We start from the raw sequence: 15,921 nt of genomic DNA on the forward strand, positions 1-15,921 counted from the left end.
TGCCGCGTCCGGGCCAGCCGGGCGCGGGCGGCCTGGTCGTCGAAGAGCTGCCTCGCCTCATCCAGCCCCGCCTGGACCAGCCGCGGGGATACGGGGCCTGCCGTGGTGTGCAGGACCAGGTCCGCCACCCGGAATCGGCGCGCCAGGGGGCCTTGGTGCAGTGCCATTGATTGCGTCCGCTGGTGCGGGACCACCACCAGCTCACGCCACCAGCGGCCCGACCGGATCAACAGGGCCGTGCCGGTCGCTGTGAAACCGTTCCGGCGCCATGCCAGCGGTGCCAGCAGCCGGGCCCGGCGCGGCGTAGTGACGAATCCGCCGTCGGAATCCCTTCCGGCGAGTCCGGCCCCGAACACTGTGTCCGGTTGCGTGGTTCCGGGATCCGGCAGCACGAGCGCGAGGATGTTCAGGGCGTCGGCGAGCTTGCCCACGGGCAGCAGGGTGGTCCTGGTGTTCCCTGCAGCCGCGTTCCCGGCCAAGCCGTACCCGGCCACGTTGACCTGCACCCGGTACCAGCCGAACGGACGCCACAGTGGCGGCTGGGCAATCTTCACCGCCTGGATCCGGCCGGGCGGGAGCGTCTGGGCCTGGGTGTCCAGCAGCCCGTACCGCAGGCGGATCCCGTCGGGCGAGATGGCGGCGGTGAAGTTGTAGCCCTTGGTGAAAAGGTTCCAGTAGTTGGCTGCGAGGCCCAGTGCCGCCGGAACCAGGTAGAAGTAGAAGGCGCGGTTATCCGTCACGGCGGACAGCAGCACTGTCGCGACGCCGCCCAGCACCACGAAGAAGCTTTGCTCGCTCAGCAGCAGCGAACCGATAAGGCGCGACGGCGGCACGGTGAGTACCTGGTATTCCGGCGCCTCGGGTGCGTGGTTGCCGGCGTGCTCCACTGCGGGAACGGCGCCGGAGGCCTGGGCGAGGATGGTGGCGCGAAGCCGGCGGGCGTCGTCGATCCTCAGGTAGGCCAGGCGCACTGCCGACTCCCCGGCGTCGGCCACCTCGAACTTGAGCTCGGCCAGGCCGAAGATGCGGGCCAGCAGGGGCTGCTCGATGTCTATCGCCTGCACCCGGTCCAGCCGGGCCTGGCGGTGCTGGCGGAACAGGAATCCGCTGTCCACCCGCACATAGCCACCGGACACCTGGTACTTGGTGAAGTACCAGGTGAGGACGAACCCCAGCACCGCCACGGCCAGCACAGTACCGCCGCCGGCCAGGAGCCACGGGGCCCGCCGGGCCAGGCCCTCCTCGAAGATCGGCTGTCCCTGCAGGACGCGTTCGAAGATGTCCCGGCCAAAGAAGAAGACGATGGCGGCCAGCGCAACCCAGCCCCGGACAAACGGCGAGGCAGGATGCACGCGCCGCCATTCGTCGTCGGACGCTCCTAATGCTTCCTGGCTGGCCGCCGAACTTGGGACCGCAGGCCGCTGGCCGTCAGCGGTCACAGCCCTGCCAGCCTGGCTTCGCCGCGCGCGGCCAGCTGCTCACGGAGCCGTGCCCCCTCTGCCGCCGGCAGGCCGGGGATGCGCGCGTTAGTGCCGGGCGAAGCGGTGTGCAGCTTCAGCGTGCAGAGGCCCAGGCCGCGTTCCACGGGCCCCACGGCGATGTCGACGTACTGCATCCGGCCGTACGGCACTGCCATGGCGCGCTGGAAGAAGATGCCGCTCCTGATCAGGAGGTCGTCGTCGCGCTCCGCGTAGCCGATGGCGCGGACCTGCCGCGGAATCAACGCCAGCCGCCACAGCGCCACGACCAGCATCACGGCAGGCACGGCGATGGCCAGTCCCAGTGGCGGCCAGGACCACCAGCCCAGAAGTACGAAACCCAGCGGAAGGGACAGGACCAGGACCATGGCGAGGTTGGCGAGGGCCCACTCCACCAGCCGCACCGTCACATATTTGGGTGAAACCCGCTGCCAGTCGATACCGGGCGGGTCAATCGCCTCGGTACGCATACTCGCCTTCCCCGGCGGCCTCTCCACGTGCGGCGCGGCCCTTCTTGCCTTCCACGCCGGTGGTGTCTCCGTCCTCCGGGGGAATCCGGCAGAACCGCTCCACCACCAGGCCCACCACGATCATCACCAGGCCGCCGCCGCCCATGACCAGGGCCAGCCAGGTGATGCCCTGGTCGCTGCGCAGGCTCCAGATCCTCAGCTGGTCCAGGAAGATCCCCACGTGCCAGCCCAGCAGCACGGTCCCCGCGTAGGCGCAGGCCTGCGCCAGGACGAGCGTCCGGGCGGCCAGAAGCGGGTCCAGCTGCGTCTTCTTCGCCTTGCTCTCCGGCTTGTGGCTGTTTCGCCACCGCAGGACCCGGATCCCGAGGACCAGCGTGATGATCACGATCACGGCCATGGTGGCCAGCGCGGTGGGAGGCAGGACCGGAGTGGACATGCCGTACCGGCTGGTGACCACGGTTGCCGACCAGCCCGCCACCGCAAGGATGACGCCGATCAGCATCAGGCGCAGCGGATTGACCGGCTTCATCGTTCCTCCACCGCTCCCGCCGTGGGCATGCCGTCGAAGTCGCCAAAACCATCAAACGGAGCGAGGTCCCCGAAATCGTCGGCCCGGGCGGCCAGCGCGCTGATGCGTTCGCCGTCGAGCGTGGCAGCCGGTTCGATGAGGGACCACGGGTAGAGGACAAAGGCTCGGGAGGCCGCGCGCGGGTGCGGGAGGGTCAGGCCGGGGTCGTCGCTGCGGACATCGCCGTAGGTGATGATGTCGACGTCGAGCGTCCGCGGCCCCCAGTGCACCTCCCTGACGCGGTGGTGCTTGTTTTCCACCGCCTGGCAGTGTTCCAGCAGCCCCTGCGGGGAAAGGCAAGTTTCCACCGTGATGACCATGTTCAGGAAGTCCGGCTGCCCTGCGGGGCCGCCCACGGCCTTCGTCTGGACAACCGGCGAAACGGCAAGGAGGCGGACTTCAGGAGGATCCACAAGGTCCGCCACGGCCTCGGTCAGGGTCTCATTGCGTTCCCCGAGGTTGCTGCCCAGCGCCAGCACGGCCTTGGTGTAGATGCCGTTCATGCGCCCACCCCTGGCGCGTCGCGATGGACGGTCACTGCGACGTCGCCGAACGGAACCTCAATAGGGGCCTGCGGCTTGTGCACCGTGACCTCCACGGCCACGAGCGGGAATTCGCTGAGAAGGCTGTCGGCGATACGCACAGCCAGTGCCTCAATGAGGTTCAGGGGTTCCCCGGAAATCCAGTCAGTAATACGCTGCGCCACCTCGCCATAGTGCGCGGTGTCCATGACGTCATCAGACTCCGCCGCCATGGTGAAGTCGAGGTAGAGCACCGCGTCCACCACAAAGGGCTGGCCCTCCCGGCGTTCGAAGTCAAACACGCCGTGATGGCCGACGGCTGTCACACCGGTCAGCGTAATCCTGTCCATCGGGGTCCCCCGGCCCTAGGTGGTTCTGGGTATTGCGGAACTGGGTGCGGCAGCCTTGGGCGCTGCTGCCATGCGGGCGGCGACCTTGACGGCGTCGAGGCTGGATCCGACGTCGTGCACCCGCACGGCCCAGGCTCCGCGGAAGGCGCTGATCGCCGTGATCGCGGCCGTGGCGCCGTCCCGCTCGTCGGGAGCGGCAGACTTGCCGGCCACCGTCAGGAGGGTGCCGAGGAAACGCTTGCGGGAGGCAGCCACCAAGACCTTGTGGCCCAGGCTGTCCAGCTGGTCCAGGTTCTGCAGCAGTTCCCAGTTCTGCGCATCGTTCTTGGCGAAGCCCAGGCCCGGATCGATGATGATCTGTTCGCTGGCGACGCCGGCGGCGTACAGCTTGTCCCGCACTCCTGCCAGCTCCGCGACCACTTCCCCTGCCACGTCCGTGTATTCGGCGAGCGAGTTCATGGTCCTGGCGTCCCCGCGGCGGTGCGTGAGGACATAGGGAGCCTTGGACGATGCCACCAGCTCCACCATCTCCGGCTCGATGGTCAGCCCGGAGACGTCGTTGATGATGGCCGCGCCGGCCTTCAGGGCAGCGGCTGCGGTGGAGGCGTGGGTGGTGTCGATGCTGACGAGCGCACCGGCCTTCACCAGCGCCTCGATGACGGGCAGCACGCGCCGCTGCTCCTCGTCGGGGCTGACGTCATCTGCTCCCGGGCGGGTGGATTCACCGCCGACGTCGATGATGTCGGCGCCCGCGTAGAACATCCGCAGGCCCGCCGCGATGGCGGTGTCCGCCGTGGCGTGCTTGCCGCCGTCGCTGAAGGAATCGGGGGTGACGTTCAGGATCCCCATGACCAGGGTGCGGTCGGTGGGGAGGTCTTCGAAACGCGCTGCCGGGCGCGGTTTGCGCAGGATGGGCAGCGGCGAGGTTGCGGGCCCCGTTCCGGGGGCTGCGGCGAGTGAGTCCATGGTGTGTGGTTACCTTCCGAGGATGAGGCTCATGGCTTCGGCACGGGTGGCCGGGTCATGAAGCTGCCCGCGGACCGCGCTGGTGACGGTCTTCGCTCCGGGCTTGCGGATACCGCGCATCGACATGCACATGTGTTCGCATTCAACAACGACGATGGCACCACGGGGTTTGAGGTGGCGGACCATCGCTTCGACAATCTCAGTGGTCAGGCGCTCCTGCACCTGCGGGCGCCGGGCATAAATGTCCACCAGCCGGGCCAGCTTGCTGAGCCCCGTGACCCGGCCGTCATGTGACGGAATGTAACCCACATGGGCCACCCCGTGGAACGGCACCAGGTGGTGCTCGCAGGTGGAGTAGAACGGGATGTCCTTGACCAGGACCAGTTCTTCGTGGTCCAGGTCGAAGGTGGTGGACAGGACGTCCGCGGGGTCGTGGTGCAGCCCGGCAAACACCTCGGCGTAGGCCTTGGCCACGCGCTTGGGGGTGTCTATCAGGCCGCCGCGGTCCGGGTCCTCGCCAATGGCCAGCAGGATCTCGCGGACAGCCGCTTCGATCCTTGGCCGGTCCACTTTGTCGTGCTTTGAATGGGAGGAAACGCCCTCCGCCACGGAAGTGGCGGAGGCGGAAACATCGTCGTCGTCGAAGGAATTCACAGGGAAAGCTTAGCCGCGAAGGGTGTCAGGACCCGAGTCGGGGGTTCCTCCCCGGAACGGGGCATCCTCGGAAACGCCCTGCGCGTGCGGGGGCTGGGCGTCCAGCGGTTCGTCCATCCTGGCCCTCTTGGCCTCTTCCTGGGCTTCCCGTTCAGCCCGCTCCTGGCGGGTCTCCACGGGGCCCGCGAGGACCGGGCGGGTCTCCTTGGACAGCCACACTTCGCGGAAGTCGCGCTTCCGGACGTCCCGGAAGATGTCGGCGATTTCTGCCTGGTTAAGGGTCTCCCGCTCCAGCAGTTCCAGGGCGAGAAGGTCCAGGATGTCCCGGTTCTCCGTGAGGATGGCGTACGCCTCGTCGTGGGCCTGGTCGATCAGGCGGCGCACTTCCTCGTCCACCACGTAGGCGATCTGGTCGGAGTAGTTGCGCTCGTGCCCGGCATCGCGGCCCAGGAAGGGTTCGCCACCGCCCTGGCCGAGGCGGACAGCACCAACGCGTTCGCTCATGCCGTACTCGGTGACCATCTTGCGCGCGGTGCCGGTGGCCTTTTCGATGTCGTTGGAGGCGCCGGTGGACGGATCGTGGAACACGATCTCCTCGGCGACGCGCCCGCCCATGGCATAGGCCATCTGGTCCAGGAGCTCGTTGCGGGTGATGGAGTACTTGTCGTTCTCCGGAACCACCATGGTGTAGCCAAGGGCGCGGCCGCGGGGAAGGATGGTGATCTTGGTGACCGGCGCGGAGTTCCGCAGCGCCGCGGCAACAAGAGCGTGGCCGCCCTCGTGGTAGGCGGTGATCTTGCGCTCGTGTTCCTTCATGACCCGGCTGCGCTTCTGCGGGCCGGCCATGACGCGGTCGATCGCCTCGTCCAGGGCACGGTCATCGATCAGGTTGGCATTGGAGCGCGCGGTCAGCAGCGCCGCCTCGTTGAGGACGTTGGCGAGATCCGCACCGGTATAGCCGGGGGTCTTCTTCGCAACGGCCTTGAGGTCCACGCCGGGCGCCATCGGCTTCCCCTTGGCGTGCACCTGCAGGATCTGGTCGCGGCCGATCAGGTCCGGTGCCTCCACGGAGACCTGGCGGTCGAAACGGCCGGGACGCAGCAGCGCCGGGTCCAGGACGTCGGGCCGGTTGGTGGCGGCGATGAGGATGACGTTGGTCTTGACGTCGAAGCCGTCCATTTCCACCAGCAGCTGGTTCAGGGTCTGCTCGCGTTCGTCGTTGCCGCCGCCGATGCCGGCGCCGCGGTGGCGGCCTACGGCGTCGATTTCATCCACGAAGATGATGGCCGGGGAGTTCGCCTTGGCCTGTTCGAAGAGGTCGCGGACGCGCGAGGCGCCGACGCCGACGAACATTTCCACGAAGTCCGAGCCCGAGATGGAGAAGAAGGGGACACCGGCTTCACCGGCAACTGCACGGGCCAGCAGGGTCTTGCCGGTGCCCGGAGGGCCATACAGGAGCACACCCTTGGGGATCTTGGCGCCGACCGCCTGGAACTTGGCCGGTTCCTGCAGGAATTCCTTGATTTCCTGCAGTTCCTCCACTGCCTCGTCGGCACCTGCAACGTCGGCGAAGGTCACCTGCGGCATGTCCTTGCTGACCATCTTGGCCTTGGACTTGCCGAACTGCATGATCTTGGAGCCGCCGCCCTGCATGCGGGTCATCAGGAACCAGAAGAGGGCGCCCAGCAGGATGACCGGGATCAACAGGGACAGCAGGCCGGAGAACCAGTTGCTCTCGATCGGCTGGTCGGTGAAGCCCTGGGCCGGCTTGGCGTCGGTGACAGCCTTCACCACGTCCTGCGCGCGGGCATCCACGAAGAAGAACTGGACGCTCTTGCCTTTGTCCTGCCCGTCCAGGTTCAGGTTGTCCTTCAGCGTGAGGTCAACGCGGTTCTCGCCGTCGAAGATCTTTGCCTGCTCCACCTTGTTGCCGGAGAGCAGTTCCAGGCCCTTGTCCGTATCGATCCGTGACGCGCCGCCGGGGGCGAGCGTTGCAAAAGCCACCAGGAGCAGACCGACCACGACGACGATCCAGATGCCCGGGCCTTTGAAGAAGTTCTTAGCTTTCATCTGTTCGGGGGCTGGCCCCGTCCCTTCCGGTAGTGCTGCACGGCGAGTAGTCTGCGCGCGTGATGGTGCTGCGTCAGCTTCTAGCTATACACCGTCCGGAGTACATCACGCATAGTGAAAAGCAAAAGTTCCCTTTGGGCGTAGCGCTTTAAGGCGGCGTCACGGCCTCGCCGGCGCCACGTCCCCCGGCGCAGCGATGGACCCCCGGCTGACCAGCGGACACTCCAGGAGGACCGGCTCCGGTACCGGGCCGGTGGTGCCGGCTTCAATCACGTCGATGAGCCTGTCCGCCGCCCAGGCGCCCATGGCATAGTGCGGCAGGGCCACGGTGGTCAGCCCCGGGTGCAGGTTGGCGGCGATCAGTTCCTGGTCATCGAAGCCCACAATGGACAGGTCCGCGGGAATGGCCAGGCCGCGCTCGGCCGCCGCGCGGTACGCCCCCATGGCCATGCGGTCGTTGTAACAGAAGAGGCCCGACGGCGGGTTGTCGCCGTCGAGGATCCGGCCGGCAGCAGCGTATCCCCCGTCTGCATCGGACGACGCCGTCAGGACCGGCGCGGAGTCGCCGTCCAGTCCGGCGCGGGTCAGCGTCTCCCGGAAACCTTGCAGGCGCAGGTGCGTGGAGGGAACGTCCTCGGTGTTGTTCAGGAACCCGATCCGGGTGTGGCCGGCGGCAAGCAGGGCTTCCACCGCGGCGGCTGCCCCGCCGTATTCGTCCGGCACCACGGCCGGGAATCCGCCGTCCGCGGTGACCGCGTCCACCAGGACCGCCGGGACCTTGCCCAGGTTGGCCGGGGGCTGCAGCCGGCGGTGGTACATGGTGGCGTAGAGGATCCCGTCCACCTGGCGTTCCAGCAGGGACTCGACGTCCGCTTCCCGCAGGTCCGGGTCGGCTGAGCCTGCGGTATTGATCAGCATCAGCGTGTAGCCGCGCGCGCGGGCGGCCTGGTCTGCGCCGAGGATCATGCGGCCGGCATGCGGCGTGGTGGCCACCTCCTCGCTGACCAGGCCAAGGACGCCGGACCTGCGGCTGCGCAGGGCCTGGGCCAGGCGGTTGGGGCCGTAGCCCAGCTCGACGGCGGCTGCCTTCACTTTGTCCCGTGTCTCCGGGCTGACCCGGGCATAGGACACGTCATTGAGGACATGGGAGACCGTGGTGGCGGACACCCCGGCGGCCCGCGCCACGTCCTTGATGCCGATGTTCCTGGGCAGATCCTTGGGCGGCAAGATGTTGCGGCGCAGCCTACTCGTAGACGTGCGGGGCGAGGGTGCCCACGAAGTCCAGGTTGCGGTACTTCTCGGCGTAGTCCAGGCCGTAGCCCACCACGAACTCGTTGGGGATGTCGTAGCCGACGTACTTGACGTCGATCTCCACCTTGGCCGCCGTCGGCTTGCGGAAGGCGGTGCAGATCTCCACCGATGCGGTGCCGCGGGATTCGAGGTTGGTCTTCAGCCAGGACAGGGTGAGGCCGGAGTCGATGATGTCCTCGACGATCAGCACGTCCTTGCCCATCAGGTCGGTGTCCAAGTCCTTCAGGATGCGCACCACCCCGGACGACTGGGTGCCGGAGCCGTAGGAGGACACGGCCATCCAGTCCATGGAGATGTGGCTGTGCAGCGCGCGCGCAAGGTCCGCCATGACCATCACGGCACCCTTGAGGACGCCCACAATGAGGATCTCGCGGCCTTCGTAGTCCTTGTCGATCTCCGCAGCGAGCTCGGCGATGCGCTGCTGGATCTGTTCCTTGGTGTAGAGAACGTGCTTGAGGTCTGCCTGGACGTCGTTTGAATCCACCAATGGCTCCTGTTTAGATGCGGGGGTGCGACTATTTTGCGGGCGGCTTTTGCGGCCGGAATACTAGCTTCCCACAGCGCGCCCGTTCGCGGGGAACGGAGCCGGGGCGCTCATGCGTTCCCGGCTGCGGGCCAGGCGTCGATCCTTCCAGCTGGGCCAGCGACAGCCGGTACACGCTGACGCCCCCGGGAAGCTCCACCGGCCCTGCCGATCCCTGCCGCCGCAGCAGCGCTTCCGCCGCTAAAAGGCGCCGGTAACTGGGCTGCTGCCCGCCGGCGTCGGCCGCCGCCTTCGCGATGACCCGGAACCTGATGGCCGGGGCCAGCGCGCGCAAAGCCTCCTCTGGAAGGCTCAGTTCCTTGTCGTCCCGCTCCACGAGGGATGCGTAGGTGCTTTCCGCCACATCCTCCAGGTAGTCGGCGTCCAGCTGCAGGATGGCGGCGGTCCGGGCCAGCGATTCGGCGACGCCGGGACCCAGCTTTTCCTCAAGGTGCGGGAGGACTTCAACCCGGGTACGCGACCGCGCGTAGGCGGGGTCCTCGTTGGTGGGGTCGTGCCAGGGCTCCAGCTCCTCAACCGCACAGATCTCCTCGGTGTCCGCGCGGCGCAGCCCAAGGAAAGGCCGCAGCAGGAGGGCATTGCCCGGGCTGACGCGGGCCGGCCGCATGCCGGCAAGCGAGCGGGTTCCGGAACCGCGGGCCAGGCCCAGGAGTACCTGCTCCGCCTGGTCGTCCAGGGTGTGCCCCAGCAGGACCGCACCGGCGCCCTGTTCCGCCGCGGCGGCTTCCAGCGCTTCGTGCCGGGCTTCGCGCGCGGCGGCTTCCGGGCCCATCCCGGCACCGCCAACCGTGACTTTCCGGATGTCCACCGGGGCGAGGCCGAGTTCCCTCAGGGCCTGGGCGGTGCGGGCGGCGACCTCGGCAGAGCCGTCCTGCAGTTGGTGGTCCACCACTACCGCGCCTGCCGTCAGGGGGTGGCCATCCACATGGCCGCGGCGGGCGAAGTACGCTGCGACGGCGGCAAGCGCCAGGGAATCGGGTCCGCCGCTGCACGCCACCACCACGTGCCGCGGATATCCGGCCGCGGCAAGGGCGTCCTGCACCATTTTGCGTGCGGTGCCGACGACGGGCGCCAGCCTGCCGGGCCGGCGCCGGCCGCTGCCGCGTGATGCGGGGACCGCCGTTCCGCTGGCAGGCGCGGCGGGCTGAACCCCGGGAGAAGGCTGGCGGGGCACCTGCTCGTCAGGCAATCAGAGCCCCATCCGGTCAAGCCACAGCTTGGCATCGTGGATCTCGGGTTCGGTGGGCAGGTGGTCGGCCGACTCCCATACTTTGTTGAAGCCTTCCATGCCAGCCACGTCCACCACGGCCCGGACGAAGCGGGCGCCGTCGGAGTATTGGCGCATCTTCGCGTCCAGGCCAAGGAGGCTGCGGATGAACTTTTCGATGACGCCGCGGTCCTTGCCGCGGTCGTTGAACCGCTGGCGGATCGTCTTAACCGAGGGGATGATGCTGGCGTCCACGGCGTCCATCACCACGTTGGCGTGGCCTTCGAGGAGGCTCATCACCGCGGTGAGGTGCGAGATGGCGGCCTTTTCCTCGGGGTCCTGCAGCAGGTCCAGGATGGCGCCGCGGCCGGGAGTGTTTCCGTTGACGGAGCGGTCCTTGAGCGAACGGGCGGCTGCCGAGGCACGCTCCATCAGGGTGTCGACGTTGCCCAGCAGGTGGCCGCTGAGTTCATCGATCTGTTCCAGCATGTGGTGCCGCAGCCACGGCGCGGCGGCGAACTGCACGCGATGCGTCTGCTCATGCAGGCAGACCCACAGCCGGAAATCCTCCGGCGTGACGTTGAGCTCCCGCTCCACCGCGACGATGTTCGGTGCCACCAGCAGGAGCCTGCCGGCGGCGGGTGCCGTGGAGTTTTCGGCCAGTGCCGCGAAGGGATCGTACTGGCCCAGGACCTTGCTGGAGAGGAAGGCCAGGACGGCACCAAGCTGGCTGCCGGTGATGGCGCCGCTGACGTTGGCGGCCGCCGGGCTCATCGTCCCACGGCGGTTGTCCAGCATCTTCTGCATGGCCGGCTTCAGCATCACGGCGAAGCTCTGCGTGTTGGCCTTGGCCCAGGATGCCCGGTCCACCACCAGCACCGAGGAGTCCCGCAGGTCCCGTGCCGCTTCCAGTCCCGTAATCTCATGGACGTGCGGAACGGAGGCGTCCGCGAGCCGGCGCAGGCTGTCCACGGCCTCGCCGATGGCAGCCTGGCTGAGCACAGGGCCGGCGGGAGCCAGCCGCGCTGCTGCGGAGGCTGCGAGATCCCAGTTGATCAGGGAAGGGGCAGCGGTTGATTCGGCTGCGTTGGATGGTGCTGCGTTGGATGGTGCCGCCGGGGACTGGCCCGTTGGGGACTTATCCGTTGAAGACAGCATCGATGCGGACTCGCGTGAAGTGGACTCCATAGGTCCCATCAGAACACAGGAGGCTGGGGATCGGCTTTAAGTTCGCCCACCGGGGAACTCCCACAGCCGCGGCGCAACCTGGACGGCCCGGACATGAGCGGCCGTGACCCGCGGGACCGCGCCTGGGAGTGTTACCGGCAGCCGCACCCGGCCAGCACGGTGGCGGCCCGGTCGAGGGCCTCCTTGTTGCCGGCCGCGCCGGGGGTCAGCCCATTCCCGACGAACGAAAACACCAGAAGCCGCCCGTCGGCGTCAACGACGTAGCCGCTGAGCGCCAGCACGGTGTTCAACGTCCCGGTCTTGGCCCGCACCAGCCCGGCACCGCCGGACGTGGTGGCATTCCCGTACCGCATGTCCAGGGTGCCGGTCAGGCCCGCCACAGGAAACCCGTCGAGGGCGGCACGGAGCCTGCTGTCGGTACCGGAGGTGATGGCCCGGACCACTTCGGTGAGCTGCCGGGCGGAGACCCGGTTTTCCATGGCCAGCCCGCAGACGTCCACGAGTTTCAGGGAGTCCACGGGGATGCCGGCCGCCGCCAGCTGGGCCGTGACGGTGGCGACTGCGGCCTCACTGCTCCCCGGCTGCCCGGACGCGAGTGCCGCCATCCGGCCCATGGTTTCGGCCAGGTAGTTGTCCGATACCTGCAGCATCAGGTCAACCTGCTCCGCGACCGTGGCCGAATCGACCTGCGCCAGGACGGCGGGGTGCGCAGCCTGCTGGGGTGATGCGTGGACTGCACGTTCGACGCCGGCCGCTACCGCCAGTCCCGCCCCGGCACCCGCGGCGCGAAGCCGGGCCGCGAACTCCTCAGCCGCGGCCATGGCGGCGTCCTGCGGCCGTGGCCCCGTGGTGACGGCGGGATCGAAGCGGGCCGAGTTGAGGGCCAGCGGGTACAGCGGGGCCACCTCCCCTGCCTCCACATCCCCTGCCTGCCAGGCGGGGTTGAGCGCGGGGCCGCTGAAGAGGGAATCATCCAGAAGCACCTTGATGCTGCCGGTTGTTCCGGCCTCCCGCAGGGTTTCCGCCGTGCGGGCGGCAAGGGTGGCCAGGCCGGCGTGGCCCATCGTTGACTGGGGCCGGGACTCTCCCCCAGCCAGGAGGACGTCGCCGCCACCCACCAGCACCACCTGCCCAGCCTCCGGGCCGGGCACCACCCGGGTGCTGAAACGGTGGTCCGGTCCCAGCGTGCGCAGCGCGGCGAGGGCGGTCAGCAGTTTCAGGTTCGACGCCGGCACCCGGTTTTCCGCGCCGCCGCGGTCGAAGAGGACCTTGCCGGTCAGCGCATCCTGGACGATCCCGGTGAATGTTCCGCCGCCGTCGGTCTTCAGCACCGGGTCCACCTGGGCCGCCAGTGCTGACGGGACGGGCACCTGGGCCGAGGGTTCCAGGGCCGCCAGCCCCTGCGGGCCCGAGAGGGTGGCGGGAACCTGTTGCCAGGCGGGAGGCGCGGGGGCCGGCGCGGGCGGTTCGGGGCCGAGGAATCCGGGTGCCACCAGCAGGGCTGCGGGGATGGCGAGGGCAACCAGGAGCAGGGTGGCGAGGGCCAGGGGCCACAACTTGCGGAGGACTGCGGGAAGGCTGCCGGAACGCTGCGGGGGCCGGACGCGACGCCGTTCCGGGCCGGTTGTTTTGGTCATGCTGGTGCTGGTCCTCAAGTCCTGAAATTTCCCCACAAGTTCCTGATTCCAGGGCCTCTCGCTATATCCTCAATTGTAGTCGGCGGCACCGACACTCTTTTTTGTGGGCCCGTCAAGTGTGCCGCGCACCCCCTGCAATTGCCGAGGAGCATTCCCATGAAGCACGACGTGACCATCGAGATCCCCAAGGGATCGCGCGTCAAGTACGAAGTTGACCACGAGACCGGCCGCGTCCGCCTGGACCGCGTCCTCTTCACCTCCATGCAGTACCCCACGCACTACGGGTACTTCGAGAACACCCTCGGCGAGGACGGCGACCCGCTGGACGCGCTGGTGCTCCTGCAGGACTTCGACCTGCACCCGGGCGTCATCGTCGAGTCCCGCCCCATCGGCGTCTTCAACATGACCGACGACGGCGGCGGAGACGCCAAGATCCTGTGCGTCCCCGTGGATGCCCGCTTCGACCACATCCAGGAAGTCAGCGACGTCAACGAGTTCCTGATCAAGGAAATCGAGCACTTCTTCACGCGCTACAAGGACCTGGAGCCGGGCAAGTGGGTCAAGGCCGAAGGCTGGGGCGACCGCGCCGCCGCCGAAGCCGAGCTGGAAGCCTCGATCAAGCGCTACGTGCCTTCGCAGCACTAATCCCCACCGTCCCCCTAACCTCGCTTCGCTCGGTCAGGGAACCCTGTCGGCGTGGGCCCACCCACCGTCCCCCTAACCTCGCTTCGCTCGGTCAGGGAACCCTGACGGCGTGGGCCCACCCACGCTGGGGCAAGTCCGACGGCGGGTGGCCGGCTTTCCGAAGCCGGGCACCCGCCGTCGTTGTTTCAGGAAGTTGTGGCATGGTGGGGCTGTGAGTTCCGAGCCAGCCCTGACCTCCCAGCTGTTGTTCCGTCCTCCCTGCGGCCCCATCAGCGGATGGCGCGACGGCGACGTCCTCCGCGCCACCGGCATCCCCTACGCCACCGCCAAGCGGTTCCAGCCGCCGGCGCCAGTGCCGGACTGGACCGCCGAATTCGCCGCCACGTCCCTGGCGCCGGCCTGCCCGCAGGCGCCGGTCCCGTTCCTGGACGATGTCCTGGGCACCAAGTACGGCGAGCTTCCCGGCAGCGAAGACTGCCAGAACCTGTCGATCACCATGCCCAGCGATCTCTCTCGGGACGAAAAGCTGCCCGTCATGGTCTGGATCCACGGCGGCTCCTACACCACGGGATCCGGTGACCTGGCGATCTTCGATCCCGCCCGGCTGGTGGCCGAGAACCGGGTGATAGTGGTCTCGGTGACGTACCGGCTCGGTTTGTTCGGGTTCCTGGCGACGCCTGCCGGGCGTCCCGGCAACCTGGGGCTCCTCGACCAGCTGGAGGCCTTCCGCTGGGTGCAGCGGAACATCGCCGCCTTCGGCGGCGATCCCGGCCGGGTCACCGCGTTTGGCCAGTCCGCCGGGGGCGATGCAATCGCCCACCTGATGGCCACGCCGGAGGCGCCCACACTTTTCCAGCGCGCCATCATCCAGAGCGCGCCGCTGGGCATTACCCGGGGCCGGGCCAAGATGAACCACGCCATGGGCATCGCGGCCGACGGCGTCACGGAGCAGACGCCCGCCATGGATGTGGTGGCTCTCGAAGCACAGGTTACGCAAGTGGCCAAGAAGTTCGGCATGTTGGCGGCCATGCCGTTCGGCACCCAGTACGGCCACGATCCGCTCCCCGAGGAGTCCGAAATAGAGGCGGCCTGGAACCGGACTGCCCCTGCCATCGAAGTCCTGATCGGACATACCTCGGAGGAAGCCCGATTGTTCCTCCCCCGCAGCCCGCGCCTGATGCGCTTGGCGGGCGTTCCCGTGGTGGGTCCCGCGGCCGTCCGGGCCATCGACTGGGTTGTCACGGAGACGGTGTATGGGCGGGCAACCCGGAAGTTTGCGCGCCGGCATGCCAAGGCGGGCGGAAAAGTGCACCGCTATGTCCTGGACTGGCATGCGCCCGGCAACATCTTTGGCGCCGCCCATACCGTGGACCTTCCCCTGCTGCTCGGCAGCAAGAAGACCTGGGACGGGGTGGGCCTGACCGATGGCGCCCGCTGGGAGGATGTGCAAGCAGCAGGCCGTGAACTGCGGGCGCTGTGGGCCGGTTTCGCACGTGGCTCGGACTTGGGCGCAGCCGGGGAAATTCCCGGGGTCCTGCGGTACCAGGCTGCCTGAGAACCCCGTGAGGACCCTCGGCGTGGACCTCGCGGCAGCCACGAAGAAGACCGCGGTGGCTGTCATCGACTGGAGTGACAGCCTGGCCCGGCTCACCCACCTGTCCCTGGACGTGGACGACCAGGAAATCGTGGACCTCTTCGGCGCCTGCGCCATGACCGGCGTCGACTGCCCGGTGGGCTGGCCTGATGCGCTGATCCCGTTCCTTACCGGGCACCGGAACTTCGACGGCGGCCCCGTCCTGGCGCACGACGGCATCGCGGGCCGGCGGCTGCTCGCCTACCGCGACACCGACCGTTTCACCACTGCGCACACCGGGCTGATCCCGCTGAGCGTCTCCGCCGACCGCCTGGCCCACCCCGCCATGCGCTGCGCCGTCATCCAGGCGAAGATCGCCGCCATCCATGGCCCGCAGCAGCGCGACGGTTCAGGGCGGCTCGCCGAGGTGTATCCGGCGGCCTCGCTGAAGATCTGGGGCTTCAACGGGCGCGGTTACAAGGGCCGGGGAATCCCCGAAGCCGATCGCCTTGGCCTCCTGTTGGCGGCCTTTGAGGAGCGGGCGCCCTGGCTCGACCTGGGCGGGTACCGGGACAGGCTGGCCGGCTCGGACGACATGTTCGACGCCGTCATCGCCTCCCTCACCGCGCGTGCGGTGGCGCGCGGGCTCACCCTCCAGCCGGACGGGGGCCACGCGGAGGCAGCCCGCAGCGAGGGATGGATCCACCTTCCGTCCTGCGCCCTTGACGGACTTCGGTAA

The 15,921-nt window shown here is 68.5% G+C and carries 15 protein-coding genes and 1 pseudogene; 3 read left to right on the forward strand and 13 right to left on the reverse strand.

Going from position 1 to position 15,921, the window contains the following annotated elements; all coding sequences use genetic code 11:
• Window positions 1–95 precede the first annotated feature (95 nt).
• From AC2JAJ_RS06445 to dacB, 13 genes and pseudogenes are all read right to left on the reverse strand, one after another.
• A pseudogene (locus AC2JAJ_RS06445) lies at window positions 96–1,439 on the reverse strand (PH domain-containing protein); the annotation flags it as partial.
• The gene (locus AC2JAJ_RS06450; protein ID WP_221384672.1) at window positions 1,436–1,948 is read right to left on the reverse strand and encodes a PH domain-containing protein; all 513 of its coding nucleotides are present in this window, start codon (window positions 1,946–1,948) and stop codon (window positions 1,436–1,438) included. The pseudogene AC2JAJ_RS06445 and the gene AC2JAJ_RS06450, both read right to left, overlap by 4 nt.
• The gene (locus tag AC2JAJ_RS06455) at window positions 1,929–2,477 is read right to left on the reverse strand and encodes a DUF3180 domain-containing protein (protein ID WP_221384670.1); all 549 of its coding nucleotides are present in this window, start codon (window positions 2,475–2,477) and stop codon (window positions 1,929–1,931) included. The genes AC2JAJ_RS06450 and AC2JAJ_RS06455 overlap by 20 nt, the downstream gene beginning before the upstream one ends.
• Window positions 2,474–3,019, reverse strand: a complete 546-nt coding sequence (folK, locus tag AC2JAJ_RS06460) for a 2-amino-4-hydroxy-6-hydroxymethyldihydropteridine diphosphokinase (RefSeq protein ID WP_486416461.1) — start codon at window positions 3,017–3,019, stop codon at window positions 2,474–2,476. The genes AC2JAJ_RS06455 and folK overlap by 4 nt, the downstream gene beginning before the upstream one ends.
• Window positions 3,016–3,387, reverse strand: coding sequence for a dihydroneopterin aldolase (gene folB / locus AC2JAJ_RS06465; RefSeq protein ID WP_486416460.1), 372 nt, complete (start codon window positions 3,385–3,387; stop codon window positions 3,016–3,018). Before folB ends, folK begins: the two co-directional genes overlap by 4 nt.
• A 15-nt stretch (window positions 3,388–3,402) precedes the next feature.
• Complete coding sequence (gene folP / locus AC2JAJ_RS06470; RefSeq protein ID WP_486416459.1) at window positions 3,403–4,353, reverse strand: dihydropteroate synthase; 951 nt, start codon at window positions 4,351–4,353, stop codon at window positions 3,403–3,405.
• Window positions 4,354–4,362: 9 nt separating this feature from the next.
• Complete coding sequence (gene folE / locus AC2JAJ_RS06475; protein WP_486416458.1) at window positions 4,363–5,007, reverse strand: GTP cyclohydrolase I FolE; 645 nt, start codon at window positions 5,005–5,007, stop codon at window positions 4,363–4,365.
• A 9-nt stretch (window positions 5,008–5,016) separates the two neighbouring features.
• Complete coding sequence (gene ftsH / locus AC2JAJ_RS06480) at window positions 5,017–7,077, reverse strand: ATP-dependent zinc metalloprotease FtsH (protein WP_221384660.1); 2,061 nt, start codon at window positions 7,075–7,077, stop codon at window positions 5,017–5,019.
• Window positions 7,078–7,236: 159 nt separating this feature from the next.
• Window positions 7,237–8,304 carry a LacI family DNA-binding transcriptional regulator gene (locus AC2JAJ_RS06485; RefSeq protein ID WP_486416457.1) on the reverse strand — a complete coding sequence of 356 codons (1,068 nt, stop codon included), beginning with the start codon at window positions 8,302–8,304 and terminating at the stop codon, window positions 7,237–7,239.
• Between the two features lie 16 nt (window positions 8,305–8,320).
• A complete protein-coding gene (gene hpt / locus AC2JAJ_RS06490; protein ID WP_131132307.1) occupies window positions 8,321–8,872 on the reverse strand; it encodes a hypoxanthine phosphoribosyltransferase in 552 nt (183 codons plus the stop codon).
• 31 nt (window positions 8,873–8,903) lie between these two features.
• Entirely contained in the window at window positions 8,904–9,977 is a 1,074-nt protein-coding gene (gene tilS / locus AC2JAJ_RS06495) for a tRNA lysidine(34) synthetase TilS (protein WP_486416728.1), read from the reverse strand.
• A 144-nt stretch (window positions 9,978–10,121) separates the two neighbouring features.
• Window positions 10,122–11,327, reverse strand: a complete 1,206-nt coding sequence (locus tag AC2JAJ_RS06500; protein ID WP_486416456.1) for an Rv3626c family coenzyme F420 biosynthesis-associated protein — start codon at window positions 11,325–11,327, stop codon at window positions 10,122–10,124.
• A gap of 131 nt (window positions 11,328–11,458) precedes the next feature.
• Window positions 11,459–12,964 carry a D-alanyl-D-alanine carboxypeptidase/D-alanyl-D-alanine endopeptidase gene (dacB, locus tag AC2JAJ_RS06505; RefSeq protein WP_486416455.1) on the reverse strand — a complete coding sequence of 502 codons (1,506 nt, stop codon included), beginning with the start codon at window positions 12,962–12,964 and terminating at the stop codon, window positions 11,459–11,461.
• A gap of 156 nt (window positions 12,965–13,120) precedes the next feature.
• Between dacB and AC2JAJ_RS06510 the strand changes: the two genes are divergently transcribed.
• From AC2JAJ_RS06510 to AC2JAJ_RS06520, 3 genes are all read left to right on the forward strand, one after another.
• Window positions 13,121–13,609 carry an inorganic diphosphatase gene (locus AC2JAJ_RS06510; RefSeq protein ID WP_221384648.1) on the forward strand — a complete coding sequence of 163 codons (489 nt, stop codon included), beginning with the start codon at window positions 13,121–13,123 and terminating at the stop codon, window positions 13,607–13,609.
• 211 nt (window positions 13,610–13,820) lie between these two features.
• Window positions 13,821–15,164, forward strand: a complete 1,344-nt coding sequence (locus AC2JAJ_RS06515; protein WP_486416454.1) for a carboxylesterase family protein — start codon at window positions 13,821–13,823, stop codon at window positions 15,162–15,164.
• Window positions 15,165–15,171: 7 nt separating this feature from the next.
• Window positions 15,172–15,921 carry a DUF429 domain-containing protein gene (locus tag AC2JAJ_RS06520; protein ID WP_501053420.1) on the forward strand — a complete coding sequence of 250 codons (750 nt, stop codon included), beginning with the start codon at window positions 15,172–15,174 and terminating at the stop codon, window positions 15,919–15,921.

The organism is Arthrobacter sp. MOO21 (assembly GCF_057369995.2).

What these genes read in the sequence shown, in the direction of transcription:
- AC2JAJ_RS06450 (WP_221384672.1), bottom strand. Translation starts at nt 1,948, where the DNA reads ATGCGTACCGAGGCGATTGACCCGCCCGGTATCGACTGGCAGCGGGTT.
- AC2JAJ_RS06455 (WP_221384670.1), bottom strand. Translation starts at nt 2,477, where the DNA reads ATGAAGCCGGTCAATCCGCTGCGCCTGATGCTGATCGGCGTCATCCTT.
- folK (WP_486416461.1), bottom strand. Translation starts at nt 3,019, where the DNA reads ATGAACGGCATCTACACCAAGGCCGTGCTGGCGCTGGGCAGCAACCTC.
- folB (WP_486416460.1), bottom strand. Translation starts at nt 3,387, where the DNA reads ATGGACAGGATTACGCTGACCGGTGTGACAGCCGTCGGCCATCACGGC.
- folP (WP_486416459.1), bottom strand. Translation starts at nt 4,353, where the DNA reads ATGGACTCACTCGCCGCAGCCCCCGGAACGGGGCCCGCAACCTCGCCG.
- ftsH (WP_221384660.1), bottom strand. Translation starts at nt 7,077, where the DNA reads ATGAAAGCTAAGAACTTCTTCAAAGGCCCGGGCATCTGGATCGTCGTC.
- tilS (WP_486416728.1), bottom strand. Translation starts at nt 9,977, where the DNA reads ATGGTGCAGGACGCCCTTGCCGCGGCCGGATATCCGCGGCACGTGGTG.
- AC2JAJ_RS06500 (WP_486416456.1), bottom strand. Translation starts at nt 11,327, where the DNA reads ATGGAGTCCACTTCACGCGAGTCCGCATCGATGCTGTCTTCAACGGAT.
- dacB (WP_486416455.1), bottom strand. Translation starts at nt 12,964, where the DNA reads ATGACCAAAACAACCGGCCCGGAACGGCGTCGCGTCCGGCCCCCGCAG.
- AC2JAJ_RS06510 (WP_221384648.1), top strand. Translation starts at nt 13,121, where the DNA reads ATGAAGCACGACGTGACCATCGAGATCCCCAAGGGATCGCGCGTCAAG.